At 66.9% G+C, this 23674-nt stretch carries 25 protein-coding genes and 3 pseudogenes; 7 read left to right on the top strand and 21 right to left on the bottom strand.

The annotated features are described in order from the left end of the window. Window positions 1-9: 9 nt before the first annotated feature. A complete protein-coding gene (gene rpsB, locus BN972_RS07605) occupies window positions 10-840 on the bottom strand; it encodes a 30S ribosomal protein S2 (protein WP_036356891.1) in 831 nt (276 codons plus the stop codon). Window positions 841-1125: 285 nt separating this feature from the next. Between rpsB and BN972_RS07600 the strand changes: the two genes are divergently transcribed. Further along, entirely contained in the window at window positions 1126-1632 is a 507-nt protein-coding gene (locus BN972_RS07600; protein WP_036354665.1) for a M23 family metallopeptidase, read from the top strand. Between the two features lie 49 nt (window positions 1633-1681). Here BN972_RS07600 and BN972_RS07595 read toward each other — a convergent pair whose 3' ends face one another. The 5 genes and pseudogenes from BN972_RS07595 to BN972_RS31135 all read right to left on the bottom strand — a co-directional run. Then, entirely contained in the window at window positions 1682-2590 is a 909-nt protein-coding gene (locus BN972_RS07595; RefSeq protein WP_036354663.1) for a tyrosine recombinase XerC, read from the bottom strand. A gap of 32 nt (window positions 2591-2622) precedes the next feature. Continuing rightward, the gene (locus tag BN972_RS07590) at window positions 2623-3783 is read right to left on the bottom strand and encodes a lactate 2-monooxygenase (RefSeq protein WP_036354660.1); all 1161 of its coding nucleotides are present in this window, start codon (window positions 3781-3783) and stop codon (window positions 2623-2625) included. Window positions 3784-3809: 26 nt separating this feature from the next. Next, window positions 3810-4658, bottom strand: coding sequence for a siderophore-interacting protein (locus BN972_RS07585; protein ID WP_036354659.1), 849 nt, complete (start codon window positions 4656-4658; stop codon window positions 3810-3812). A gap of 35 nt (window positions 4659-4693) precedes the next feature. After that, window positions 4694-5845 carry a DNA-processing protein DprA gene (dprA, locus tag BN972_RS07580; protein WP_036354656.1) on the bottom strand — a complete coding sequence of 384 codons (1152 nt, stop codon included), beginning with the start codon at window positions 5843-5845 and terminating at the stop codon, window positions 4694-4696. After that, window positions 5842-5940, bottom strand: a pseudogene (locus BN972_RS31135) (hypothetical protein); the annotation flags it as partial. The gene dprA and the pseudogene BN972_RS31135, both read right to left, overlap by 4 nt. A gap of 150 nt (window positions 5941-6090) precedes the next feature. On the opposite strand from BN972_RS31135, the gene BN972_RS07575 reads away from it, so the two are divergent. The 3 genes from BN972_RS07575 to BN972_RS07565 are packed head-to-tail and all read left to right on the top strand — an operon-like array spanning window position 6091 to window position 8478. After that, window positions 6091-6357, top strand: a complete 267-nt coding sequence (locus tag BN972_RS07575) for a hypothetical protein (RefSeq protein WP_036354653.1) — start codon at window positions 6091-6093, stop codon at window positions 6355-6357. Then, window positions 6354-7253 carry a tyrosine-type recombinase/integrase gene (locus BN972_RS07570; protein WP_080696730.1) on the top strand — a complete coding sequence of 300 codons (900 nt, stop codon included), beginning with the start codon at window positions 6354-6356 and terminating at the stop codon, window positions 7251-7253. The genes BN972_RS07575 and BN972_RS07570 overlap by 4 nt, the downstream gene beginning before the upstream one ends. Before the next feature lie 46 nt (window positions 7254-7299). Beyond that, window positions 7300-8478: a S1 family peptidase gene (locus tag BN972_RS07565; RefSeq protein ID WP_235192393.1), complete on the top strand. Its 1179-nt coding sequence runs from the start codon at window positions 7300-7302 to the stop codon at window positions 8476-8478. A gap of 58 nt (window positions 8479-8536) precedes the next feature. Here the strand turns inward: BN972_RS07565 and BN972_RS07560 are convergent, their stop codons facing one another. From BN972_RS07560 to BN972_RS07540, 5 genes are all read right to left on the bottom strand, one after another. Beyond that, window positions 8537-9643 (bottom strand): cytochrome P450 family protein, encoded by a 1107-nt coding sequence (locus tag BN972_RS07560; RefSeq protein ID WP_142277102.1) that lies wholly within the window; start codon window positions 9641-9643, stop codon window positions 8537-8539. Between the two features lie 179 nt (window positions 9644-9822). Next, entirely contained in the window at window positions 9823-10371 is a 549-nt protein-coding gene (locus BN972_RS07555; RefSeq protein ID WP_036354648.1) for a hypothetical protein, read from the bottom strand. Beyond that, the gene (locus tag BN972_RS07550) at window positions 10368-10616 is read right to left on the bottom strand and encodes a hypothetical protein (RefSeq protein ID WP_036354645.1); all 249 of its coding nucleotides are present in this window, start codon (window positions 10614-10616) and stop codon (window positions 10368-10370) included. Before BN972_RS07550 ends, BN972_RS07555 begins: the two co-directional genes overlap by 4 nt. Before the next feature lie 11 nt (window positions 10617-10627). Further along, window positions 10628-11758, bottom strand: a complete 1131-nt coding sequence (locus BN972_RS07545; RefSeq protein ID WP_051545113.1) for a phage major capsid protein — start codon at window positions 11756-11758, stop codon at window positions 10628-10630. Between the two features lie 299 nt (window positions 11759-12057). Further along, window positions 12058-12357 carry a hypothetical protein gene (locus tag BN972_RS07540; protein WP_036354642.1) on the bottom strand — a complete coding sequence of 100 codons (300 nt, stop codon included), beginning with the start codon at window positions 12355-12357 and terminating at the stop codon, window positions 12058-12060. 218 nt (window positions 12358-12575) lie between these two features. Here BN972_RS07540 and BN972_RS07535 point away from each other — a divergent pair, with 218 nt between their 5' ends. After that, on the top strand, window positions 12576-12797 hold the full coding sequence (locus tag BN972_RS07535) for a hypothetical protein (RefSeq protein ID WP_036354641.1): 222 nt from the start codon (window positions 12576-12578) through the stop codon (window positions 12795-12797). A 939-nt stretch (window positions 12798-13736) separates the two neighbouring features. On the opposite strand, the gene BN972_RS07525 is transcribed toward BN972_RS07535, so the two are convergent. From BN972_RS07525 to BN972_RS07485, 8 genes and pseudogenes are all read right to left on the bottom strand, one after another. Then, a complete protein-coding gene (locus BN972_RS07525) occupies window positions 13737-14075 on the bottom strand; it encodes a hypothetical protein (RefSeq protein WP_036354637.1) in 339 nt (112 codons plus the stop codon). Continuing rightward, complete coding sequence (locus BN972_RS07520; protein ID WP_200869699.1) at window positions 14072-14293, bottom strand: hypothetical protein; 222 nt, start codon at window positions 14291-14293, stop codon at window positions 14072-14074. Before BN972_RS07520 ends, BN972_RS07525 begins: the two co-directional genes overlap by 4 nt. 440 nt (window positions 14294-14733) lie before the next feature. Continuing rightward, window positions 14734-16128, bottom strand: coding sequence for a recombinase family protein (locus BN972_RS07510; RefSeq protein WP_051545112.1), 1395 nt, complete (start codon window positions 16126-16128; stop codon window positions 14734-14736). A 32-nt stretch (window positions 16129-16160) separates the two neighbouring features. Continuing rightward, window positions 16161-17585 (bottom strand): annotated as a pseudogene (locus BN972_RS07505) (YifB family Mg chelatase-like AAA ATPase); the annotation flags it as partial. Continuing rightward, window positions 17585-17953 (bottom strand): YraN family protein, encoded by a 369-nt coding sequence (locus BN972_RS07500; RefSeq protein ID WP_036354634.1) that lies wholly within the window; start codon window positions 17951-17953, stop codon window positions 17585-17587. The pseudogene BN972_RS07505 and the gene BN972_RS07500, both read right to left, overlap by 1 nt. 130 nt (window positions 17954-18083) lie before the next feature. Beyond that, a complete protein-coding gene (locus BN972_RS07495) occupies window positions 18084-18314 on the bottom strand; it encodes a hypothetical protein (protein WP_036354633.1) in 231 nt (76 codons plus the stop codon). Between the two features lie 76 nt (window positions 18315-18390). Further along, window positions 18391-19212, bottom strand: coding sequence for a formate dehydrogenase accessory sulfurtransferase FdhD (gene fdhD / locus BN972_RS07490; protein ID WP_036354632.1), 822 nt, complete (start codon window positions 19210-19212; stop codon window positions 18391-18393). 124 nt (window positions 19213-19336) lie between these two features. Then, window positions 19337-20311, bottom strand: coding sequence for an NAD-dependent epimerase/dehydratase family protein (locus BN972_RS07485; RefSeq protein WP_036354631.1), 975 nt, complete (start codon window positions 20309-20311; stop codon window positions 19337-19339). Between the two features lie 116 nt (window positions 20312-20427). Here BN972_RS07485 and BN972_RS07480 point away from each other — a divergent pair, with 116 nt between their 5' ends. Both BN972_RS07480 and BN972_RS07475 read left to right on the top strand, forming a co-directional pair. Next, entirely contained in the window at window positions 20428-21786 is a 1359-nt protein-coding gene (locus BN972_RS07480) for a WS/DGAT/MGAT family O-acyltransferase (RefSeq protein WP_036354630.1), read from the top strand. A gap of 61 nt (window positions 21787-21847) precedes the next feature. Further along, complete coding sequence (locus BN972_RS07475; protein WP_036354627.1) at window positions 21848-22597, top strand: GAF and ANTAR domain-containing protein; 750 nt, start codon at window positions 21848-21850, stop codon at window positions 22595-22597. A gap of 6 nt (window positions 22598-22603) precedes the next feature. Here BN972_RS07475 and BN972_RS07470 read toward each other — a convergent pair whose 3' ends face one another. Beyond that, window positions 22604-22909: a DUF2469 domain-containing protein gene (locus tag BN972_RS07470; protein WP_012393608.1), complete on the bottom strand. Its 306-nt coding sequence runs from the start codon at window positions 22907-22909 to the stop codon at window positions 22604-22606. A 21-nt stretch (window positions 22910-22930) separates the two neighbouring features. Further along, window positions 22931-23672 (bottom strand): annotated as a pseudogene (locus BN972_RS07465) (ribonuclease HII); the annotation flags it as partial. Window positions 23673-23674 lie beyond the last annotated feature (2 nt).

Here is a 23674-nt window from a genome sequence, read left to right as displayed (position 1 = left end):
CAGCCTTTCCTAGGATGCGTCTGTAGTTGGTTCGGTTGCGCCCTCAGTGGCAGGGGTGGCCGTAGCAGCGGCACCGGCCAGCAGCTCCTGCTCCCACTCGGGCAGCGGCTCGGCGGCGTCCGCCTCCGGCTTGCCGTCACCGCGGCCCAGGCCGGCGCGGGCCTGCAGGCCCTCGGCGACCGCCGAGGCGATGACCTTGGTCAGCAGGGCGGCCGAGCGGATCGCGTCGTCGTTACCCGGGATCGGGTAGTCGACCTCGTCCGGGTCGCAGTTGGTGTCCAGGATCGCGATGACGGGGATGCCCAGCTTGCGCGCCTCGCCGACGGCGATGTGCTCCTTGTTGGTATCGACGACCCAGATCGCCGACGGCACCTTGGCCATGTCCCGGATACCGCCCAGGGACCGCTCCAGCTTGTTCTTCTCGCGGGTCAGGCCGAGAATTTCCTTCTTGGTGCGGCCCTCGAAGCCACCGGTCTGCTCCATCGCCTCGAGCTCCTTGAGGCGCTGCAAGCGCTTGTGCACGGTGGAGAAGTTGGTGAGCATGCCGCCCAGCCAGCGCTGGTTTACATACGGCATACCGACGCGGGTCGCTTCGGCCGCGACGGATTCCTGCGCCTGCTTCTTGGTGCCCACGAACAGCACCGTTCCACCGTGGGCGACGGTCTCCTTGACGAACTCGTACGCCTTGTCGATGAAGGTCAGCGTCTGCTGCAGGTCGATGATGTAGATGCCATTGCGGTCGGTGAAGATGAACCGCTTCATCTTGGGGTTCCAGCGACGGGTCTGATGCCCGAAGTGGGTGCCGCTGTCGAGCAGCTGCTTCATGGTCACAACAGCCATGACTAGCCCAGCTTTCATGTGTCGGTTGTCGCCCGGCATCGGGTGAGGCCGGGCCCTGGTGCCTGCTGCGATGCCGAACCCGTCGGCCGATTTCCGGCTTCCGGGACCGCTCGGCATGCTGTTGCGGATCCCTGAACTACTGGGTCGCGATGCAGACACGCGAAGTCAGCCCGCTCAAGCGAGCTGCGACGGAAAGTCTACACGGCTGCGCACAGTGCTTTTTCCATCCACAGCGGGGGCTACGGGTGGCTCGCCCTTTCTGCCGGTGGGCGGTCCACTGAGCAGATGCGTTGGGCGCTGCTGCTCTTACTGGGTTGGGTGCTACTGAACGCGCCACCGGCCGAGGCCGAAGGCAGGCGGCTGGACTGGCCGCTGCGTCCGCCGGCGGTGGTGCGCACGTTCGACGCACCGTCGCCCAATTGGCTGTCCGGGCATCGCGGGGTCGACTTGGCGGGGCAAGCGGGACAGCCGGTGTACGCCGCGGGTGAGGGAGTGGTGGTGTTCGCCGGGCTGCTGGCCGGCCGGCCCGTGGTGTCGCTGGCGCATCCGGGCGGTCTGCGCACCAGCTACGAGCCGGTGCGCGCCGTTGTCTCGGTGGGTCAGCAAGTGGGGATGGGTTCGATCCTCGGCGAGCTGGTGGCCGGGCACGTGGGTTGCCCGGTCGCGGCATGTTTGCACTGGGGCGCGATGTGGGGTGCGGCGTCGCGGGCCGACTACGTCGACCCGATCGGACTGTTGGAGTCCACGCCTATCCGGCTCAAGCCACTCGCTGGCCGCGCGACCAGACCCTAGAGCACGCATTTCCTGCGGAAATGAGGGGGCTTCGCGTCTTCTCGGCACCCTATGCGCGGGGGTGCGCCTGGTCGTGCACCGCGCGCAGCCTGGCGACCGCGACGTGGGTGTACAGCTGTGTGGTGGCCAGACTGGAATGGCCGAGCAGTTCCTGCACCACCCGCAGATCGGCCCCGCCTTCGAGTAGGTGGGTGGCCGCGCTGTGCCGCAGGCCGTGCGGTCCCATGTCGGGTGCGCCGTCCACCGCGGCCACCGTCTGGTGCACCACGGTCCGCGCCTGCCGTACATCGAGGCGACGGCCGCGCGCACCCAGCAAAAGCGCGGGTCCAGACTCGGCGGTGGTCAACGCGGGCCGTCCGTCGCTCAACCAGGCCCGTAGCGCCTCGGCGGCCGGTTGCCCGAATGGCGCCGTGCGCTGCTTGTTGCCCTTTCCCAGCACGCGGACCAGCCGATGACTGGTGTCGACGTCGTCGACGTCCAGACCGCACAGCTCGCTGACCCGGATTCCGGTGGCATAGAGCAGTTCGACGATCAGCCGGTCCCGTAACGCCAGCGGGTCGCCCTGTTCGGCGCCGGATTTAGCCGCCGTCATCGCCGCCAGCGCCTGGTCCTGCCGCAACACCGCGGGCAAGGTGCGGTGGGCCTTCGGGACCTGGAGCCGCGCGGCGGGGTCGCTGGCGAGTAGCCCCCGCCGGGCGGCCCAGGCGGTGAAGGCCTTGACCGAAGACGTCCGGCGGGCCAGCGTCGTGCGCGCGGCACCGGCCCTGGCTGAGGTAGCCAGCCACGACCGCAGCACCGGCAGAGTCAGCGCCTCTAGCGCGGAACCGCGTTCGGCCAGGAAGTCCAACAGCGACCGCAGGTCACCCAGGTAGGCGCGGCGAGTGTGCGCCGAACGACCGCACTGCAGCTGAAGGTAGTCGTCGAACTCCTCGAGGATGGCCTCGCTGTTTTCCGGCACTCCCCCACGCTGGCCGATGCGGCGTGGCGTTTCTACAGGACGCGCCGCAGTGTGTCCGTGGTGAGATCTTTCAGGGTCGGGTAGCCGTCGACGGCCATGATCAGGTCGGCTTCGGCGAGCAGCATGCGCAGCACGTGTACGACGCCGTCGATGCCGCCTAGGGCCAGGCCGTAGGCGTAGGGCCGGCCGACGCCGACGGCGGTGGCACCCATGGCCAGCGCCTTGACGATGTCGGCGCCGCTGCGGATCCCGGAGTCGAACAGCACCGGCAGGCCGTCGGCCGCCTCGACCACGTCGGGCAGGCAGTCCAGGGCGGGTAGACCGCCGTTGGCCTGGCGGCCGCCGTGAGTGGAGCAGTAGATGCCGTCGACGCCGCCGTCCTTGGCGCGCCGGGCGTCGTCGGGGTGGCAGATGCCTTTGATGATCAGCGGCAGGTCGGTCAGCGACCGCAACCAGCTCAGGTCGTCCCAGGTCAATGGATTGCCAAACGTCTGCGCCCAGCTCAGCACGGCGCCTTGCGGGTCTTCTTCGGGCGGTCGGGCCAGGGTGGCGCGGAACACGGGGTCGCTCGTGTAATTGCTCAGGCAGAGCCCGCGCAGCTGAGGAAAGTTGGCCGTGCTCAGGTCGCGCGGTCGCCATCCCGGGATCCAGGTGTCCAGGGTGACGATGATGGCCTTGAATCCGGCGGCTTCGGCGCGGTGCACCAGGCTGGCGGCCAGGTCTCGATTCTTGGGTGTGTACAGCTGGAAGAAGCCGGGGGTGTCGCCGAACTGGGCCGCGACTTCTTCCATCGGGTCGGCGGTCAGCGTGGACACCACCATCGGAACTCCGGTGCGGGCGGCAGCACGTGCGGTCGCCAGATCGCCGTGCCCGTCCTGGGCGCAGAGTCCGATGACGCCAATCGGCGCCATGAACAGCGGCGAGGGCAGCTTCATTCCGAACAGGTCGACCGAGAGGTCGCGATCGGTGGCGCCGACGAACATGCGCGGCATCAGGCCCCAACGATCGAATGCCTCGCGGTTGGCGCGTTGGGTGCGCTCGTCACCGGCCCCGCCGACAACGTAGGACCAGACCGAGGGCGGCATCGCCATCGCCGCTTTGGCTTCCAGTTCCGCGAAGGCCATTGGGAGCGGAGGCGTTATGCCGGCCAGACCCTGGAAGTAGATCTCGAGCTGATAGTCGCCGAATGCCATGCCCTAGAGAATGCCAGTGGCCCGCGCTACTGCTCCGCGGCCTCGGCTTCGGCCAGCTCCTTCTTCCACTGCCGGAAGGACTCTTCGGTGCGGCCGCGCCGCCAGTAGCCGGATATCGACGCCCACTGGGCTTCGACGCCGCGCTCCTTGCGGATGTAGGGCCGCAGGTTGTGCATGACGGCCTGGGCTTCGCCATGGATGAACACGTGCACCTGGCCGGGCAGCCACGGCGCGGTGGTGACCGCCTCGATAAGAGGCGCGTGGTCCCCTGCCCGGTCTTCGAGAACAAGGTCTGCGCGGCCCCCGCGCAGCACCCAGTTCACCTCGACACCCTCCGGCGCGATCAACTCGATTTCGTCATCTGGACCCGCGACCTCGATGAATGCCTTGCCGACCGCCGTCTCGGGCAACGCCTCCAGCGCCGCGGCGATCGCCGGCAGCGCTGATTCGTCGCCAGCCAGCAGATGCCAGTCGGCGGTGGGGTCGGGCTTATACGCGCCGCTCGGCCCCATCAGGTGGATCGGCTCGCCGGGCTGGACCGCGGCGGCCCACTGTCCGGCCACGCCGTGCTCGCCGTGCACCGCGATATCCAGGGTGATCTGCCCGGCCTCCTCATCGACACGACGCACGGTGAGCGTGCGCACCGGCGGCCGTTGCTCGGCGGGTAGGTCAGCGAAGCTGTCCATCGTCAGCGGTTGCGGCAACTCCTGCAGGTCAACGCCGTCGGAGACAAAGACCAGCTTGACGTAAGAGTCGGTGAATTTGCTGGGCACAAAGGCCTCGAAGTTGTTGGCGCCCAGCACCACCCGAACCATGTGCGGCGTGAGTTCTTCGGTGCTGACTACCTCGAACGCCTGCAGCGGCCGACCTGCCACTTATCCTCCCTGATCAGACCCCGCCCCTTGATCGACTATACGAGTCGCGCCTTCGAGCGACGCTGACGGACGATCCGCCAGTAGCCGTCGCGACATTCGGCCAGGCCGGCCAGTTCCAGCATCGCCAGTGGCCCCAGCACTCGCTCGGGGACCAAACCCGACGCGATGCCGATCTCCTCGACCGTGGCACCGCCCCGACCCGGCAAAGCTTCGTAAACCTGACGCTCCGGTTCGCCCAACCCGTCCAGCGCCGTGACCGGTCGCGGCTCCTCGGCGGCCAACTCGCCGATGCGTCCGACCATCTCGACGATGTCGTCGGCGCGGGTCACCAGCGTCGCATCGGTGCGCAACAGCACGTGGCATCCAGCCGACGCCGACGACGTCACCGGCCCGGGCACCGCACCGACCACCCGGCCCAGGGCCCGCGCCCAGGCGGCCGTGTTGGCGGCGCCGCTGCGCAGACCGGCCTCGACGACCACAGCGGCGCCCGAGACCGCAGCCACCAAACGGTTGCGGGTCAGGAAGCGATAGCGCGCCGGCCGGACACCGGGCGGGTATTCGGTGAACAACAAGCCGTGCTGGCCTATGCGATGCAGGAGCGCGGAATGCCCCGAGGGATAAGGGATGTCGAGCCCACCGGCCAGGACGGCCACCGTGATCCCGTCGACGGCCAGCGCCGCGCGATGAGCCGCACCGTCGATCCCGTAGGCGCCACCCGAGACGACCGCGACGTCGCGTTCGGCCAAGCCGGTCGCCAATTCGGCGGTTACATGCTCGCCATAAGTCGTCGAGGCCCGGGTGCCGACGAGGGCGGCCGCGCGCTGAGCGACCTCGTCGAGGCGTGCCGGACCCATCCCCCACAGCACCAGCGGTGCCACCAGCGGCGCAGTTTTCGGTGCCCGCGTGCCGTCGAACGCGGCGAACGCCAGCACCGGCCATTCGTCGTCTTCGGGTGTGATCAATCGGCCGCCTCGCCGTGCAACCAGCTCCAGATCTGCTGCAGCAGAGTCGATTTCTCGTCGAGCGGCGGTGCGCCGCAGCAATTCGCCGTCCACCAGCCCCCGCCGGATCCGCTCGGCCGCCTCGCGGGGGCCGACGGCCGCGACCAGCGCGGCCAGTTCGGCGCAGGGCGGTTCGGCCACCCGGGACAGATAGGCCCAAGCCAACAATGTGGGATCGGCGCTCATCGCCGTGTCCCGGATTGCCGAAAACTCAACGCGGCGGCGACCTCGGCCAGGTCCGGCGAAGTGCGTCCGGCCAAGTCGGCCAGGCTCCACGCGACTGCAAACGCTGCAAATTAGCGGATTAAGGGCCTCGGCGAGCTAGTCGCTCAGCGCATACGCCATACGCCTGCTGAATAGAATCGGCGAGTAGCGACTAGTCTCAAAATTGTTGTTCCGCAACGCATTTGATGGCAATACGCTCACCCGCTATGACAACAACTCCTGCCGGCGCCGTCGCCGGCAACTGGTTTGAATTTTCTGGTGTCCCCGGCGATGTCATGCGTTATCTCACCTGGTCCCGCCACGATGCGGCTGGTGCGGTGATCGCGGTCGAGGGCACGCAGGCCGGCGACGGCCAACTCATCAGCCGCTGCATATCGGTATACGAGAACACCGAGGAGCTCACCGCCGTGCAAGCGCGCCAGTTGGCCGCCGCGCTGCTCAATGCCGCCGACTCCCTCGACGCGCTGACATGAGCGCCAGCGACGTAGAGCGGAAACGGACAGCGCGCCGTCCGGGACCGGCGCCCTCAATGATCCCCGCGGCGTGGCGACAACCCATCGCCGACTACTGCCTGCACCTGGCCGCCGCCGGCCAAAGCACCCGCACGGTCGACGCACGTCGGCGCGCGTTGGCCCGCATCGCCCGCAGCGTGGACCGGCCGCCCGCTGAGGTGACTGGCGGGCAGCTTGTCGAATGGTTCGGCCGGCAGCAATGGAAACCCGAGACGCGGCGCTTTTACCGGGCGGCCGCACGCGAGTTCTTCCGGTGGGCGCACCGCGCCGGCCGAGTGCCGGCCTGCATCGCCGACGACCTACCGGCAGTGCGGATACCGCCTGCAGTGCCGCGGCCGGTGCCCGACGACGCGTGGCGGCAAGCCATGTCGACGGCTGATGCGCGGGTGGGCCTGATGATGCGGCTGGCCGCCGAGGCCGGGCTGCGCCGGGCCGAAGTGGCCCAGGTCCATACCCGCGACGTCGTCGAGGGCTGCGGCGGACCGCAGCTGGTCGTGCACGGCAAGGGCGGCAAAACGCGCGTCGTGCCGATCACCGACGAGCTGGCAACCGCTCTGCGCGCCGGCCCCGCCGGCCACACGCCCTATCTGCCAGCCGCCGGCTGGCTGTTCCCGGCGTGGCCGACCGGCAGTCACCTCACGGCCGAGCATGTCGGGAAGCTGGTCGCCGCGGCGTTGCCCGCCGGCTGGTCGATGCACAAGCTGCGCCACCGCTTCGCCACCCGGGCCTACCGCGGCAGCCGCAACCTGCGCGCCGTCCAAGTGCTACTCGGCCACACCTCGGTAGCGACCACCGAGCGTTACACCGCGGTAGACGACGACGAACTACGCGCGGCGGCCAAGTCGGCTGCAGGATGACGCGCGACATCGACAATGAGGCGACGTCTGAAATACCGTCGTCCCAGTGAGCACTGGTGATACACCCGACCTGACGTCGTCCGAGCTAACCACCTTCACCCTCAGGGAGGACTCGGTCGAGCTTCGGGTGCTCATCGCTGACACGGCGTTCAAATTCTTTTCCCTAATTCATGACCCCGAGATCGCACAAGTAATTGGCAAGACGATGCCGGCAGCCGGCGTTATCGATCTATGGTGCGTCGCGGACTTCGTTCACTTTCTCCAGGAAAACGACATAAAAGTGAACGTCGCTGAATTAACCCGAATCCTAAGCGCGATGGAACGCGCCGGCCTCCTATTGCCCGCCGGGTGGCATCAGCCGCTGCCACTGTTAGGCCAGCAATACATTGCTCAGGGTTTACGGTCGCCGCAGTCCGCGGGGCGCCTATGGCTGGCTTCAGTTCTTGGAGCGGAACTCATCATCCCGAGCTACAACCTCGTCACGGTGCTCCTTGCCGGACTGCGCCCCGATGGCACGCCTAGCGAACATTGGGGAACAGGTCTTGTTGTCGACGGAAGCCACATCATCACAAACAAGCACGTCGTCGAAGGGATCCAGGCCGAGGGGGCCGAGATTGACGTGCACCCCTCGTGTTCCGCCCACCACACCGCACGAGTCAGTCACCCTTGCAAGGTAAGCGGCCATAAAACGCTCGACGTTGCTGTCATCGAAGTGCCCCCGCTAGACGGCAAACCGCCACTGCCGCAATTGCCTGGGATAGTGTTTCGCGATCCCCGCTGGGCCGACGAGGTCTTCGTATTCGGATACCCACGTGTACCAATGACTTCCGAGATGGCAATCGGTGTCCAACGTGGCGAAGTCGTGAGCATGCCCCGATCGAACGAATACGTAGTGCAGCGTGGAGAAGTCGTCAACCCGACAACCCAGACGACCGACCGTCAGAACATTTTCCTATTCTCGGCGATGACGCGGCCTGGCAATAGCGGTGGACCTATCGTTGCGGCCGACGGTCGGGTAATTGGACTCGTCGTTGAAGATTCGGCCGATGCGGAGGCGAGTGACTCCGGACCGGCCAGTCCGCCTTTCTACCGCGGCATTCCCGCGGGCGACGTGATCCGCGCACTCGAAGAAATGGATTATGGTGGCGTAATTAAGACCGAGCGGCCGCCGAAAGAGCTAAAGATTGATCTTGAGCAAGTCGGTGGTGACGCTGCATCTGCGTAGCGCGCCAGCCTTTCACGTGTAGGTACGAGACGGCCGAGGTTGTCGCCTCAGATCGATCTCACGACCACGCGACAACGAGGCCGGTGACAGGCCATCGCAGCGGCAGCTCGCGTAGGACAAACATCAGGTCCACGGAGCCGAGGAAGCGGTCTGGGTAGTACACCCGAGGTGTGCAATCAGGGTCGACGTCGAACGTCGGGATGCGGCAGAGCCATTCGTCGACGAACACGGCCAGGACGGTACGGACGAAGTGAGCTGCTGGGCAGCGCCGCGGGCCGACGCCGAACGCGTATTGGCGGTGCCGGCCGTCCATGCGCAGCTCATCGGTCGAAAACTCGTCGGAGCCGTCCCGGTTGAGCAGGGCCATCCATAGGTGCAGGGTTGAGCCCACCGGAATGTTCACACCCGCCACAGTGAGGGGCGCCACCGTACGAGCACCGGCCATCGCCGAGCCTTCCAGGCGCAGCATTTCGTTGACGAAAACCGGCTGATCCTTGGGGTTACCGCGCAGCCGGTCCCGCAGTTCGGGGCGACGCGCAAGCTCAAGCAGTGCATGCCCTAGCGGCGTTGCGATGAAAATGGTTGCAGGGCAGACGAACTGGGACGTCAGCCAGTCGATTTCCTGGTCGGGAAGTTCCGGCGCCTCGACGAGCATCCGTGAAATGATGTCGCCGCCGGGATTCTCGCGCCGCGCAGCGATCACGCCCTCCGCCATGTCCAAGCAATGGAGGGACCCGGCCCCGTCGTGTGTTTCGACCAGCTCGACGTAGGCATCGTCGGGGTCCAGGTCGCAGATGCCCTGCAGCACCGAGGAAACGAACGGCAGGGCCACGTCGGCGATGCCGTCGCAGCCTTGCCCGCCGGCTACATGTTCGATCACTTCTCGGGCGCTTTCACGGATTACCACGGTCATCACCGACGTGGCAGCGCGGTCAAACAGCTTCACGAACAGGTCGTGTTGTCGCTTGTCGAGAGGCAACCCGGTCACCGGCGAGGTCCGCGCCGAAACGGTCAACTCGGGGTTGCGCAACACCGCCAGAATGTCCTCGCGGCGAGTCAAGACATAGGTTCCCTCCCACGGCGTAAACACGGGCCCCTGGGCGCTCAGCAGCCGAAACCCCCGCCCCCTGTCGAGCGCCATCACGTCGACGAAGTCATCACTCATCAGTTCATCACCGATAACGTGAGCCATCGGGCTTGTACTTGCCGTAGACCAACTCCGCGAAGTTAGGGACAACGACCCGAACCGTGTTGAAGGTGACCTTCGTGGCAATGGGCCGCGACGGTTTCATCCACGTCCGAGTCCGCAAATCCGGCGCAGGGAAAGAATCCGGTGCGGGCATCTCAATTCCCCTTTCCCGTCTGGCCGCCCAGCGCGACGGCGCAGGCAATGACTTGGTCGGCCAACGCGGCCCGCTGGGCCGGTGTGGCGGTGTAGATACGGGCGGCCAGACCGAGCAGTTCGGCCGCCGGCTCAGCGCCGCAGCCGACAGGCGGCGGCCCGGCGGGCAGCCTGAACACCCCGCCGAGCACCTCGCGCACCAGCTGGCCTGCGTCGTCGATGGTGTCGGCGTACTCGAGCTTGGCATCACGCAGAACGCGTTGCGCCACGAGTGTTCTCACGTATTCGCCTAGCGGTGTGGAGGCCCACATTCCGCGGATACGCAAGTTGTTTTTGCGGTCGACGAACGGTACGCCCTCGCCGATGGCATGGCGGGTGCCGTGCTGTATCACGGTGATCGGCACCCGCGTGAACGGTTGCCGCCACTGGCTCGGCGTGAGCACCACGCCGCCGCGTTCGCGGTGGCCGCCGCTGATGACGATGTCGAACGCGGCTTCACCGCGCACCGGGTAACACATGCCCCGGCGCGTCGAGCTCGCCGGCGCGGTCACTCGTCGACGGGATTGCTGTCGCCGGCCGCTGGGACCGGCCTGCCGAACTCGTCGACTACCACGCCGGCGTCCGACGTCACCTGAGGTATCCAGCCCGCTTTGCGCTTGCGGCCGCCCACCTCGTCGACCCATCCCGAGGCCAGCCACAGCTCCCCGATGTGGTCGGGCACCTCGGCGGTCTTGCCGGGTCGGTGGATCGCGCCGTCGTAGCAGACCTGAAACGGTTGCAGCACCTTGACTTTCATCGGTCGGCCCCCTAGCTGGTCGGCAGGCCTGTGATGGACAGCAGCGCCGCCGGCCGCTCGACGGCCAGCGCCAGGCGCTCCTCGCCGACGAACCGCACCAGGTTGTGGGTGAAGTCGTCGTTGGCGCTGCCGGTGCGCAGCGACAGGCCCTCGCGCAGCAGGACGCGGCCGAACTTGCTGCTGTCGATCAGCAGCCCGGTGCCGGCGGCCTGCACCGTGGTGACGAGCACTTCGACACCCCACAGACTCGATGCTGCGCCCTGGGTGGGGTCAGGCGCCACCAGATAGCGGTTCTGGCTGTCCTTCTCGCGGCGCATCGCCGACCAGGTCAGCGGGTTGAGCACCAGTAGGTCCGGCTCGGCCAGCGCCGCCCCGGTCCGCAGCGCGGCGATGCTCATCTCCACGGCGTCCAACGAGGTGACGCCAGTCGCGTCGGCGCTGTGATCGTGCGTCAGGATTCCCGAGGTGTGCAGCAGCCCGGTCAGGTGCCCCGTCGTGCCGGCGCCGCCCAGCAGTTCGGCGTTCTCGACGTCGATGATCTGCCGGAACAGCTCGGCCTGCACATAGCCGGTCCACGAGTCCCAATCCGATATCGCCTCGTAGGTGGTCGCGGTGTGCGCGGCGATCTTCTGGGCCGTCGCGGTCATCTGCTGCGTGTTGAGCACCAGCTCGGGCTTGAGCCCACCCTCGGCGACCACGGCCGCGGCGCCGGTCGTGCTGTTGTGCCTGATGTACTCGACGGCCGGCGCGGTGACTGCCTGCACCGGCAGCCGGTCCAGCAGCCGGTTCTCGTGCACCGGCCCCAGGACGTTGGACGCTAGCTGCGCCGGCAGCAGCGAAGTCGGCGAGGAAAACGCCTTCACTTGCAGCGACTGCCGCGACATCACGGCGCCGTGCAACGCTTGCAGCGACTCCTCGTCCAGGCCCAGAGGCGCCGCCTGGCGCCCAGTGACGTGCTTGGCCGTGACCAGCCCCTCTGCTGCCGCGTAGCCGGCGTTGCGCCACTGCCGAGCCTGCTGGCCGCGGGCCGCTTGACTGGCGCGCGCCTCGGCGTCGTCCATGAACGCCGAGAACTCGTCGCCGGTGATCTGGCCGGCCCGGTACGCGGCGGCCTTGGCCTTGACTTCCTCTGCGAGATTCATCGCAAAATGCCTCCGAAATATGATGCGCAGCAACGTGTTCCGCGCAGCGTCAAATAGGAATGCCCTAGACGGGCGATTTCGGCGGCGGCGACGTCGCTGAGCGGCGGCGGATTCACGGCGGCGGCCGGTTGGCGGCGGTCGATCCTCGGCGGCGGGACAGTTCGGTGGCGGTCTCCTCGCCGCGGATAACCCGGCCGATTGCTCGGCCGGGAATCACCGCGGCTGCTCCGAGAATGACACGGATGCGATTCAGGGTGCAACTACCCTCGGCGGCGCGTGTTCGCCGCCGAGGGCCGCACTCAGCCCGATTCCGACCCGTCGCAGAGATGGTCCGCCGAGGCGATTGCGACGGCAGCGTCCAGCTGCGCCTCCACCAACTCCGCACGCGCAATCAGCCACCCGCGGCCGCCATCGTCGACAGACAACAGTCCCACCGTCGCCACAGCCAGCCGGTACAGCGCGACCTCCTCGACCGTGTCGGCGTTTCCGCAAATGCCGGCCACCCGGTGAGCCATCGCCAACTCGTCGGGGCCGATACGATCCTCGGCGCGCATCCTCGACACGAACTCGTCGCACAATCGGCGATCCTCGACCCTCACCGCACACCGCGAATCTGGCGAATTGCCACCTGGGCTTTTGTTGAATTCGGTGCGAAATATTTCATGTTTGACCTGCCTTTATCTCGATTCCAGCGGAATAGCAAAAAACTCCGAATTTTGCCGACACGTGTGGGGCCTTAACAAGGCGGTCGGCACACACCGCTCGCCAAGATTCGGCCCTCCCCCGTCCCAAGCGGTTGGCGTGGCAGGCTCCAGGCATGGCATTCACAGTCAGATACCAAGATCACGTCACGCCGGCGAAGGACGAATTTGGAGACCAGGCGACCTACCAGTTCTTGGAAGGTGGCGTCCTCAAAGTCGTTCCGCCCGAACAGAACGCCCAGGTCGGGTACTACCCGCCGACGGTTTGGAAGAGCGTCGTTGCCGATAAAAATCACCCGCCGCGGGTTAGCGGAACGGTCAATCCCGCGATCTACTAGGCCGGCCTGGTGGGGTGTCGAGTTGGCGAGCGTAGGCGAGTTGGTCATCGGTGAGTTCTCCCTCGACTGCGGGGTGGTGGCTATAGCCGTCGCAATGGCAGATGCGGATAACTCGCCCCGGTTTACCGTCGCTGTTAAGGACGATTCCACGGTCACGGCAGCGGTTGCACCGGTAGCGCGGCGCCACGCGTTGGGGTCGGTCGGCTTCGTCGGCCATATCGTCGGCTAGGCGGCGGCCTGCCTCGAGTGTTGCGAGAGCTTTGGCTGTGGCCTTGCCGATCAGCGGCGGGTGCAGCGCGTCCCAGGCCGCGCCGTATCGCTTCTGCCAGCGTGTGTAGTTGTGTCGAGCGTCCCCGCATGCCCCGCACGGTTGGGTGGTTCCCTCGGGCATGTGCTTGGAGCAGTAGCGGGCGGGCTCGGGTGGAACGCTGGTTTGCTCGAGCGCCTGTGTGGGTCGGTCGACGAGCTCGCCGTGGAGGGTGGGCGCTTCTCCCCCTTCTCTTGTTACTTCTCCAAGTTCTCTATAGGTAGTACATCTGTCGGATTCGGCAGGGGGGTGTGTCGAATTCGGCAGACCCTCGTACGAATTCGGCAAATGGTTTGTCGGATTCGTATTATCGCTGGTCGCCGGTGTGCCGGAATCGTATTTTGGCTGCTCAGCAGCTATCCGGTAAGACCGGCGGGGATCGTCGCGCGGTTCGTGGTGTGCGACCTCGACGGTGTTTGCTAGCCGCTCCAACGCTCGACGGACTGCGCTGCCACTCAACCCGACTTCGGAGCCGAATTCAGCGTAGGAGACCCGCCACCATCGCATGCCCGCGACCACCACGCGCCCTGGCCCGTCCGACTCACAGCGGTACCGAATGTGCGCCAGCACGACCGCCGGCGCCGCGCCGTAACGCTCGACCTCGTCGGGCATGACTCGGACGAACGGCGGCCTCACGTCGCGGCCTTGGCGGTGTGTAGCCCGCACGCCTGGCCGGGTTCCTTGACGCGCTGGCGGCACGGTTGGCCGGCTGAGGTGGGTCGGCCGCAGCGCAGGCTGTCGCCCCAGATGCGTTCACGCACCGACGCTGGCAGCCGGCCGAGCCGCTCATGCAGCTGCGATGGGTTGCCGCACTGCGCGTGCTCCTCGACGAGTGCGGTCCTGCTCACCAGCCAGAGCACCTCGTCCCCCGCGCCGGTCACGCAGACTGCGGCCAGGTAGTCGGGTGCGCCGACATCGCACAGGCAAACCGCTCGCTCGTAGTCGATCAGGCTGCCAGCCCGGTCGTTCACGCAGCGCCACCCCCGCGCAGAATCGCTGCGATGCGGTCACGCTGCTCCGCGGTCAGCGGCGGCGCCTGGGCGACGACTTCGGCGACGTGGTCGGCGAGTCTCTGCGCGCGCAGGTTGCGGCGGGCCTCAACGATTTCGGGGTCCTGGGGGTCGCGTCCCCCGCGCGACAGGTACGCCAGTTTGGCGCGTTGATGGGCAGCGGCTTTTGACATCGCCATGACAGGTGCCTCCGAGCAGCATTCCAGTGCCCCCGCTGGGAGGCTTGGAACGCCGTCTCGTGCTGCCCGGCGCTATTGGCTTTAGAGAATAGTGATTAGTCCCGACAAGCTGATTTCTGACACGCCAGCTCGTGCGAGTTGGTCGAGTGCCGACTGCAACCGGCGCATCCGCGCAGAGCCCTCGCTGATCGGCACCGATAGGTCGCAGCGGCCGCAGCGGAGCGGGTACCTCACTCGCTCGTCGGGCTCGTTACCGTCGGCCAGGAAAACCGCCGGCAGCCGGCGGTTACCAATGAGTGTGTGCTGCTGGCCGCCACGCGTGAGATGTGCGTCGATGCGCCATTCTGCGTGGCCCTCGTGTCGCTCGAATGTGCCTACACGCCAACGCTTCTCGGAGTGAGATGACTCTTTGCAGTACACCTCGATGCGGTCGACAGCTGTCATGCTCCGACCTTCCAACGGATTTCGACGCTCTCGGGCCGAAAGTTGCGGACTCCGGCACCGACGAGGTGCAGCGCCGGGGTCATCAGGGCGGCGATGATGGCGCGGCGCTGGGCGGTCGACAGGGTTGCCCAGGTGCCGCGAACGTCGGCGGCGGCGACGATGGCCAATGGGGAGGTTGTGCCGGCGGCGGCGATGCGGGCCTCGAGTTCGCCGAGACGCTCGAGCACGCGGGTGTTGGCGGCGCGGAACTGTTCGCGGGTCATGGCGCCGTCGGCGTAGTCGAGGGCGAGGTCGTCGCGGCGGCGGCGCAGCGTGTCGGCCTCAGCCATCAGCTCGGATGCGTCGGGCAGTTCGGCGGCCCACAGCTCGGCGGCGTCGGGCTGGGTCAGCCGTGCCAGCACCACCTCGGTCACGTATTCGTCTACGGGCTCGGACATGCGTCCGACGTGCCTGCCGCTGCGGCAGCGGTACATCGGCTTGTGGTGCGATGCGCCGCCGCGGTGCACGGTCTCCGCGCACACTCCGCAGACGGCCAGGCCGGTCAGCAGTCCTTTGCCGCCGATTGGTGCGCGCCGGCGCGCTGGGTCGCTCAGCTTGCGCACGGCCGCGCGCCAGGTGGTCTCGTCGACGATGCCCGGCCATTCAGCGGTGCCGGTGATGCCGAGCTCAGGGTTCACGCGGACTTTCCAGCGGTCCTCGGTCGGCCGGTAGCGGCGCAGACCGGCATTGCGTGGATTGGTGAGCACGTCTTTGACCGCGCCGCGCCGCCACTCGTGGCCTTGGCCGGTGACGGCGCCGGCCGCATTCCAGCGGCGCGCGATCTCAGAAATTGACTCGCCGGCGAGTAGGTCGGCGTAGCCCTGCTTGATGAGCGCGGCCTCGTCCTCGCGGACAGTGACGCCGTCAGCCTCGTAGCCAAACGCGCGGCGGCCGCCCACCCAGCGGCCCTGCTGCGCGGCCTGCACGGCCGCTGAGCGCTGCCGGGCGCCTTTGCGTTCGACTTCGCCCTGGGCGACGGATGACAGGATGCGCGCGACCAAGCGGCCGCCGTCGCTTGAGGTGTCGACACCGTCGGCGGCGGTCACTACGGCGGTGTTGGTGGCCTGGCATCGCTCAAGCACATTCTCGAGCTCGGCCAGCCGGCGCAGTAGCCGGTCGATGTGTCGAGCCACGATCACGTCGAATTCGCCGGCGTCGACGCGGGCCATCATCCGGTCAAATTGCGGGCGCGATTTACGGCTGAGCGCGGATACGTCGTTGTCGACAAATTCCCCGGCGACGGTCCAGCCGCGTGCCGTGATGAGCTGGCGCACCTCGTCGCGTTGGCGGTCGATGCCGAGCCCGTCGCCGGTTCGGTCTTGGGACTGACGCAGGTAGATCGCTGCACGCATGCCCGCATCGTATCCCACCTAAGCTATTTTGTTGCGTACGTGACGCGCAGCGTGCGGTCCACGCCGCGGATGCTGAGCGCGCCACGATCCAGCGCGTCGCGCAGTGGCCGCATCGCGGCGTTGCTGAGCCGGAACTTCCTGCGCAGCAACGGGCCGCTGACCTCGGCGTTGGTCCTGAAGCCGTGCCGCCGCCAGCGCTCGGCCGCCGCATCGCGGGCCTTCTTCACGCGCTCCCGCACCTGCGCGGTCGACTCGCCATCGGTGCCCGTGAACGCGCCAGCCCGCACCGAATGCATCTGCACCCGCAGGTCTACGCGGTCCAGCAGCGGGCCGGAGAGCTTGCCCAGATAGCGCCGTTTGACCGGTGCCGCGCAGACGCAGTCCTGCGGGTCGGCCGGCGCGCACGGACACGGATTCGCGGCCAGCACCAGTTGAAACCGCGCCGGATAGCACGCCACACCGTCACGGCGGGCGAGGCGAATCTCCCCGTCTTCCAACGGCGTTCGCAGTGCTTCCAGCGCCCGGACGCCGATCTCGGCGCACTCATCGAGGAACAGCACGCCACGATGCGCCCGACTCACCGCCCCCGGACGCGCCATCCCCGAGCCACCGCCGACAAGGGCGGCAACGCTGGAGCTGTGGTGCGGCGCCACAAACGGCGGTCTGGTGATCAGCGGGGTGTCGCAGGACAGCAGCCCAGCCACCGAATGTATCGCGGTCACTTCCAGTGACTCCGCGTGCGAGAGCGGCGGCAGTAACCCCGGAAGCCGTTGTGCCAGCATTGTTTTGCCCACCCCCGGTGGACCGGTCATCATCAGGTGATGCGCTCCCGCCGCGGCCACCTCGACGGCGAAGCGGGCCTGTGACTGCCCGACGACGTCGACCAGGTCGGCGGCCGGCTCATCACTGGCGGCGGCCCCCGGGATCGCTGGATCCAGCGGCGCTGCCCCGTTCAGCCAGCTTTTCAACTGACCGAGGGTGCGCACTCCACACACGTCAATGCCGTCGATCAGGCTGGCCTCGGCCAGGTTCTCAGCCGGAACCACGACGCACGGCCAGCCTTCGTGTTTTGCGGCCAACACGGCGGGCAGCACCCCACGCACCGGCCGTACCCGGCCGTCCAGCGCCAGCTCCCCCAGCAGCACTGTTTTCTCGAGGCGATCCCATGGCTTCTTGCGCTTGGCCGACAACACGGCAGCAGCCAGGGCGATGTCGTATACCGAGCCCATCTTCGGCAACGTCGCCGGCGAAAGCGCAAGGGTAAGCCGGGATTGAGGCCATTCGTCGCCGCAATTGGCGACCGCCGCCCGCACCCGGTCGCGGGATTCCTGCAACGCCGCGTCCGGCAGACCGACCAGGTGCACACCCGGCAGTCCCGAGGTGATGAAGGCTTCGATCTCGACGATGTGCCCGTCCAGCCCACGGACCGCGACGGAGAACGCCCGCCCCAGCGCCATCAGCCGATCCCCTCAAGGTGCGTGAGCTCGGGAACTGGACGGCGGCCGATCCGCACACCGATCACATCGATGCGGATTGCCGGCCACCGCTGATCTTGTCCGGCCAGCCAAAGCCCGGCCAGGCGACGCAGCCTGCGGACTTTCGACGCGGTGACTGCTTGCGCGAGCCCGCCATAGCCGTCTCCCGTGCGAGTCTTCACCTCGACGAAAATCACTGTGCCCGTGGTCGGGTCGGTCGCGATCACATCCAGCTCGCCATAACGGCAACGCCAATTGCGTGCCAGGACCCGCAGGCCCAGCCGAGTCAGATGATCTACGGCCAGCTGCTCGCCTAACGCTCCCAGTTGGGTGCGAGTTAACGTCGTCATGCGGCCCAGAGTGCGCGGCGGCGCTGACACCTCGACGGCGATGGGGCCGAAAACCGCCGCAGGGCATGGAGTTATCCCCAGTCGAGCATCCATCCACAGCCCGCTCCGGGGAGCGGCCCAGGTCGGCGAATCAAGTCCGTTTGCTCGGAATGATGATGACGATGATGAGCGTGACGATGCTGAAGAACAGGCCGCAGATCCCCCAGATCAGGGCGCTGCGTCCTTTCATCGACGCGATCACGGCGCAGACGATGGCCGCGATCACGCTGCCAATCGCGACGAAAATCCCTTTGATCCCGCGCAGGATGAAACCTGCTGCCTCAGGATTGCTTTGCGCGGCAAGGACGAATTCATGCAGCATGGTCGGCTCCTCAGCTGTGTGCAGCGATACGACCGGCTACCCGCGTCCCGAGCTTCCCAATCCAGCTGGCGAGGCGCTAGGTGACGCGGTCCGGTCTGGTGTACACGTTCATCGAGTCCTGCCGCAGAAACGCCACCAGCGTGATCCCGGACTCCTCGGCCAACGAGACAGCCAGCGACGACGGTGCGGATACGGCAGCCAGCACAGGGATCCCGGCCATCAAAGCTTTTTGGGTCAGTTCGAACGAGGCCCGCCCGCTGACCAGCAGCACCGAGGCGGCCAGCGGCACTCGGTCGTGTTCGAGCGCCCATCCGATGACCTTGTCGACCGCGTTGTGGCGACCGATGTCCTCGCGAACGGCCAGCATGGTCCCATCCGCTCCGAACAGCGCCGCGGCGTGCAGGCCGCCAGTCGCCGCGAATACCTTTTGTGCATCCCGAAGGTTGTCCGGCATGGCTCGCAGGGTGTCGGCGGCGACGGTCGCGGGATCGTCGCCGGGCGAGTAACGGCTGATCAGTTGCACCGCATCCAGGGACGCTTTCCCACAGACCCCGCACGAGGAGGTGGTGTAGAAGTTGCGGGTGAGGTCCAGGTCGGGCGAAAGGAGGTCCGCCGACAGCGTGACGTCCAGGACGTTGTAGTTGTTGACGCCGTCGTCGCCGCGGCCGTCGCAGTAACGGATGGTGTGTACGTCACCGCGTTGCCCGATGATGCCCTCGGTCAACAGAAATCCCTGCGCCAGTTCGAAATCGGAGCCGGGCGTCCGCATGGTGACAGTGGTCGCTGTCCCGTTGACGCGGATCTCCAGCGGCTCTTCGACGGCGAGGGTTTCCTGGCGGGTGATCGCTTGGCCAGCCGACAGATGCGCGACGCGCCGGCGCGCCGTTACATGCCCCACTGCGTTCTTCCGGCTGTCACTGCGTTCTTCCGGCTGTCACTGCGTTCTTCCGGCTGTCACTGCGTCTTTCCAGTTGTCACGGCGTCTTTCCGGCTGCCACGGCCTCAACGTACCCCGGCCGTGGTTACACCGCAGAAGCCAGCGACTCCAGCGCTTCGGCCGATGTGTGAGTCGGCTGCCAGCCCAGTTCGTTCTTGGCCTTCGCGGTGTCCATCACCACCGACGCGCGTGCGACGTGCAGCCATTCCAACAGGGACGGCACGAATGGCAACCGGGTAATCGCTGCGGAGGCCGCCGATGCCGCCGCGGCGGGGACGCGCACGGCACGCGCGCCCAGCGCGCGGGCCACCTCGCTGACCGTCACCGTTCCATCACCGGCAATGTTGTAGGCCCCCGGTGGGGCAGGCGCGGTGGCAGCCAGCGCAATCGCGGTGGCGACATCGTCGTGGTGGACCAGTTGCAAGGGAAACCCGGGGTCGGGAACCACCGGCTTCAGTAGCGGCACCGCCCTGCTCGCCGCGCGCACAATGCCAGGCAGACTCTGCAGGGGCGCCGCCAGCGCGGGCGCTTCCGGCCCGGTGACGATGCAGGGCCGCAGCACGAAGACCTCCAGCGAGGAGCCCTCGGTGACTTCGGCCAGCATCGCCTCGCAAGCCGCTTTCTGCGCCGAGTAATAATGCTCGGCGGACCCACGGGCCGGTACATCCTCGGTCAGCGGCACCGGGTTGTCGGAGTGATATCCATAGGCCGCGACCGACGAGGTGTAAACCAGTCGTCGCGGCCGCTCGGCGGCGACCGTGGCTTCGAAGACATTGCGGGTGCCCTGCAGGTTCACCCGTTCGCTCTCTTCCCGCGACCCCATGATGATGAAGGCCAGATGGATCACCACGTCGGCCTCGGCGACCAGTTCGTCGACAGCTTCGCGATCCAGGATGTCGCCTTGCTTGTAAATCGTTTTGGCCCAGCCGTGCGTCAGCGGGTCAAAAGGCCGGCGGGCCATCCCGATGATCTTGTCCACCGTGGGCTCGCGCTCCAGCGCCGTAATGGCCGAGATGCCTATCTCTCCGGTCGGTCCAGTGACCGCTACAGTGATGCCCACTCACACTGATCTTCCCTGGGTCGTCACCGGTCAAACGGGGCAAGCGAATGTGTGCGAAACGCAACAGATGGCTATTCATACCCGGTCCATTAACGGGTCTAAGCGAAAGTGTGGCCATGAAGCTTATTGCTCCAGCCGACTCCATGTTTCTGGTCGGCGAGTCACGTGAACATCCGATGCACGTCGGCGCTCTGCAACTCTTCAAGCCGCCCGAAGGCGCCGACGAAGACTTCGTGACCGAGGCTTACGACTCGATGCTCAATTGCACCGACGTGCAGCCCACCTTCCGCAAGCACCCGGCGTTCTTCGGCCCGCTCACCAATCTGGCTTGGGCGCTCGACAAAGAGGTCGAACTCGACTACCACTTCCGACGCTCGGCCCTGCCCCGCCCGGGTCGGGTACGTGAGCTGTTGGAGCTGGCCTCCCGGCTGCACGGCAGCCTGCTCGACCGCCACCGGCCGCTGTGGGAAGCACATCTGGTCGAGGGGCTCAACGACGGCCGCTACGCGGTCTACACCAAGTTCCACCATTCGCTGATGGACGGCGTCTCCGCGCTGCGGTTGATGCAGCGTGCGTTCACCGACGACCCGACCGACGACGAGGTCCGCGTGCCCTGGGAGCTCAAGCCCAGGCATCGGCCGGACAGGGGCGGCGGTTCGTCCCCACTGGACGCGTTGACTGGCACCTTGGGATCAGCCGTCGCCCTCGGCCCGTCCACACTGAACCTGGCCCGCGCAGCGTTGCTCGAGCAGCAGCTCACCTTCCCCTTCCGAGCGCCCAAGACGATGTTCAACGTGCGCATCGGCGGTGCCCGGCGCATCGCTGCACAATCGTGGTCCCTGGACCGCATCAATGCGGTGAAGAGCGCTGCGGGCGCGACCTTCAACGACGTCGTGCTCGCGATGTCGGCCGGCGCCCTGCGCGCGTACCTGATCGAGCAGAACGCGCTTCCGGATGCGCCGCTGATCGCGATGGTTCCCGTCAGCCTGCGCAAGGAAGGCGATGCCGAAGGCGGCGGCAACGCGGTGGGCACCGTGCTGTGCAACCTGAACACCGACGTCGAGGATGCCGGCGACCGCATCGCGGGGATCAGTTCCTCGATGCGCGAACAGAAGCAGGTCTTCAATCAGCTGCCCAAGGCGCAGCAACTCGCCCTGTCAGCATTCATGACCGGCGGCTTGTTCCTCGGTCTGATCCCGGGCTTCATCCGCACCGCCCCGCCGCCGTTCAACATCGTGATCTCCAACGTGCCGGGTTCCAAGGAGCCGCTGTACTGGCGCGGCGCCCAAATGGTCGGCAATTACCCGTTGTCGATCACATTGGACGGTCAGGCCATGAATATCACCGTCACGAACAACGCCGAGAACATAGACTTTGGAATCGTCGGCGCCCGAGGCAGCGTGCCCCACCTGCAACACATGCTGAGCCACCTGGAGACGTCGCTGAAGGATCTCGAACGCGCCGTCGGCGTGTAAGGGGAACGGCGGCCAGCTAATCTACGGCCATCGGAACGCAGCAGCCGAGGGAGGTAGAGACGTGGCCAACCAGCCCGACACCGGGTCCGGCGAGGCACCAGGTGCCCTGACCGCAGATCCAGCGACGGTGTTCGCTGCGTTGGCGGAGATCATCTACCAGGGCTCGGACGTGACGCAGATGTACGCCGCGATCTGCGTGGCGGCGACCCTTATCGTGCCCGGTTGCGACCATGCCAGCCTGCTCGTGAAACGCAACGATCGTTACGTCACCGTGGGGGCCAGCTCCAGGTTGGCGCATCAAGTCGACGACCTGGAGCGGCGCGCCGGCGACGGACCCTGCATCGACGCCATCGAGGAGGAGACTCCGCAGATCGAGCCGGACTTGACCAAACCCACCCAATGGCAGCACTTCGCGGCCCGCCTGGTCGAAGAGACACCGATCCGCGGCGCCATGGGTTTCCGGCTGTTGATCGACAAACGCAAGGGCGCCGCACTCAACCTGTTCAGCGAGACGCCCAACACGTTCAATTCCGAGTCGGCGGGACGGGCGGCGGTGTTGGCGGCATTCGCCAGCGTGGCGATCAACGCGATCGCCCACGGCGAGGACGCGTCGAGCCTGCGACGAGGTCTGTTGAGCAACCGCGAGATCGGCAAGGCGGTCGGCATGCTGATGATGCTGCACGGCCTAGGCGAAGACGAAGCGTTCGACCTGCTGCGGCGGCACTCGCAGAGCCTCAACATCAAGCTGGCCGACGTGGCGCGGCGGGTCATCGACGCCCGCGGCAACCTGCCGGCCGACGAGAACGTCTAGGCCGGCCTACTCCGGCAGCCGCAACTCGGGCTTTTCGACCTCTTCGATGTTGACGTCCTTGAACGTCACCACCCGCACCTGCTTGACGAACCGGGCCGGACGGTACATGTCCCACACCCATGCGTCGGCCAGCCGCAGCTCGAAGTAGACCTCGCCATCGGCGTTGCGCGGCACCATCTCCACGCTGTTGGCCAGGTAGAAGCGGCGTTCGGTCTCCACGACGTAGCTGAACTGCCCGACGATGTCCTTGTATTCGCGGTACAGCGAGAGCTCCATCTCGGTTTCATACTTTTCGAGATCTTCTGCGCTCATCTGTTCAGACGTCCTTCTCCCGGAGCTGATGCCCCATCTTTCCTCACTGGTATGACCCGTGCTCGCCCGGAGGGTCGGGCAGGCACTCGGCCACGGTCCGGACGGTGGATCCCGTGGCCACCCGCCGAACGTTGATGAACGAATAGCGGTGCTCGGGGCACGGCCCCAGGCTGGCCAGAGCGCGGCTGTGCGCTGGAGTGCTATAGCCCTTGTGTTCGGCGAAACCGTACCCGGGGTGCTTGGCGTCCATGGCGACCATCAACCGATCCCGACTCACCTTGGCCAGCACACTGGCCGCGGCGATGCACGCGGCGGCCGCATCACCACCGATCACCGGCAGTGACGGAACGGCCAGCCCCGGCACCCGGAAACCGTCGCTCAGCACGTAGCCCGGGCGCACCGACAAGCCAGCCACCGCACGACGCATCCCTTCGATATTGGCCACGTGCACGCCCCGCCGGTCCACCTCGGTCGACGGGATGAACACCACGTGATAGGCGAGGGCATACCGGCAGATCAACGGGAACAGCTTCTCCCGCACCTTCTCCGTAAGCTTCTTCGAATCATCAAGAGCAGCAAGGCTTTCCAGACGGTTCGGGCCGAGGACGCAGGCCGCGACCACTAGCGGGCCCGCGCATGCTCCGCGGCCCACCTCGTCGACTCCGGCCACCGGCCCCAACCCGCTGCGGTGCAGCGCGGACTCCAAAGTGCGTAATCCGGAAGACTTGCGGATCACCGTCCGGGGCGGCCAGGTGGTGGCCATGA

It is taken from the genome of Mycobacterium asiaticum DSM 44297 (genome assembly GCF_000613245.1).
GTDB lineage: Bacteria > Actinomycetota > Actinomycetes > Mycobacteriales > Mycobacteriaceae > Mycobacterium > Mycobacterium asiaticum.
This window is presented reverse-complemented; position numbering and strand designations above follow the sequence as displayed.

What these genes read in the sequence shown, in the direction of transcription:
- BN972_RS07600 (WP_036354665.1), top strand. Translation starts at nt 1,126, where the DNA reads ATGCGTTGGGCGCTGCTGCTCTTACTGGGTTGGGTGCTACTGAACGCG.
- BN972_RS07590 (WP_036354660.1), bottom strand. Translation starts at nt 3,783, where the DNA reads ATGGCATTCGGCGACTATCAGCTCGAGATCTACTTCCAGGGTCTGGCC.
- BN972_RS07495 (WP_036354633.1), bottom strand. Translation starts at nt 18,314, where the DNA reads ATGCTGCATGAATTCGTCCTTGCCGCGCAAAGCAATCCTGAGGCAGCA.
- rpsB (WP_036356891.1), bottom strand. Translation starts at nt 840, where the DNA reads ATGGCTGTTGTGACCATGAAGCAGCTGCTCGACAGCGGCACCCACTTC.
- BN972_RS07480 (WP_036354630.1), top strand. Translation starts at nt 20,428, where the DNA reads ATGAAGCTTATTGCTCCAGCCGACTCCATGTTTCTGGTCGGCGAGTCA.
- BN972_RS07520 (WP_200869699.1), bottom strand. Translation starts at nt 14,293, where the DNA reads ATGGCGATGTCAAAAGCCGCTGCCCATCAACGCGCCAAACTGGCGTAC.
- BN972_RS07510 (WP_051545112.1), bottom strand. Translation starts at nt 16,128, where the DNA reads ATGCGTGCAGCGATCTACCTGCGTCAGTCCCAAGACCGAACCGGCGAC.
- BN972_RS07545 (WP_051545113.1), bottom strand. Translation starts at nt 11,758, where the DNA reads ATGAATCTCGCAGAGGAAGTCAAGGCCAAGGCCGCCGCGTACCGGGCC.
- BN972_RS07570 (WP_080696730.1), top strand. Translation starts at nt 6,354, where the DNA reads ATGAGCGCCAGCGACGTAGAGCGGAAACGGACAGCGCGCCGTCCGGGA.
- BN972_RS07470 (WP_012393608.1), bottom strand. Translation starts at nt 22,909, where the DNA reads ATGAGCGCAGAAGATCTCGAAAAGTATGAAACCGAGATGGAGCTCTCG.
- BN972_RS07560 (WP_142277102.1), bottom strand. Translation starts at nt 9,643, where the DNA reads ATGAGTGATGACTTCGTCGACGTGATGGCGCTCGACAGGGGGCGGGGG.
- BN972_RS07575 (WP_036354653.1), top strand. Translation starts at nt 6,091, where the DNA reads ATGACAACAACTCCTGCCGGCGCCGTCGCCGGCAACTGGTTTGAATTT.
- BN972_RS07500 (WP_036354634.1), bottom strand. Translation starts at nt 17,953, where the DNA reads ATGACGACGTTAACTCGCACCCAACTGGGAGCGTTAGGCGAGCAGCTG.
- BN972_RS07535 (WP_036354641.1), top strand. Translation starts at nt 12,576, where the DNA reads ATGGCATTCACAGTCAGATACCAAGATCACGTCACGCCGGCGAAGGAC.
- BN972_RS07550 (WP_036354645.1), bottom strand. Translation starts at nt 10,616, where the DNA reads ATGAAAGTCAAGGTGCTGCAACCGTTTCAGGTCTGCTACGACGGCGCG.
- dprA (WP_036354656.1), bottom strand. Translation starts at nt 5,845, where the DNA reads ATGAGCGCCGATCCCACATTGTTGGCTTGGGCCTATCTGTCCCGGGTG.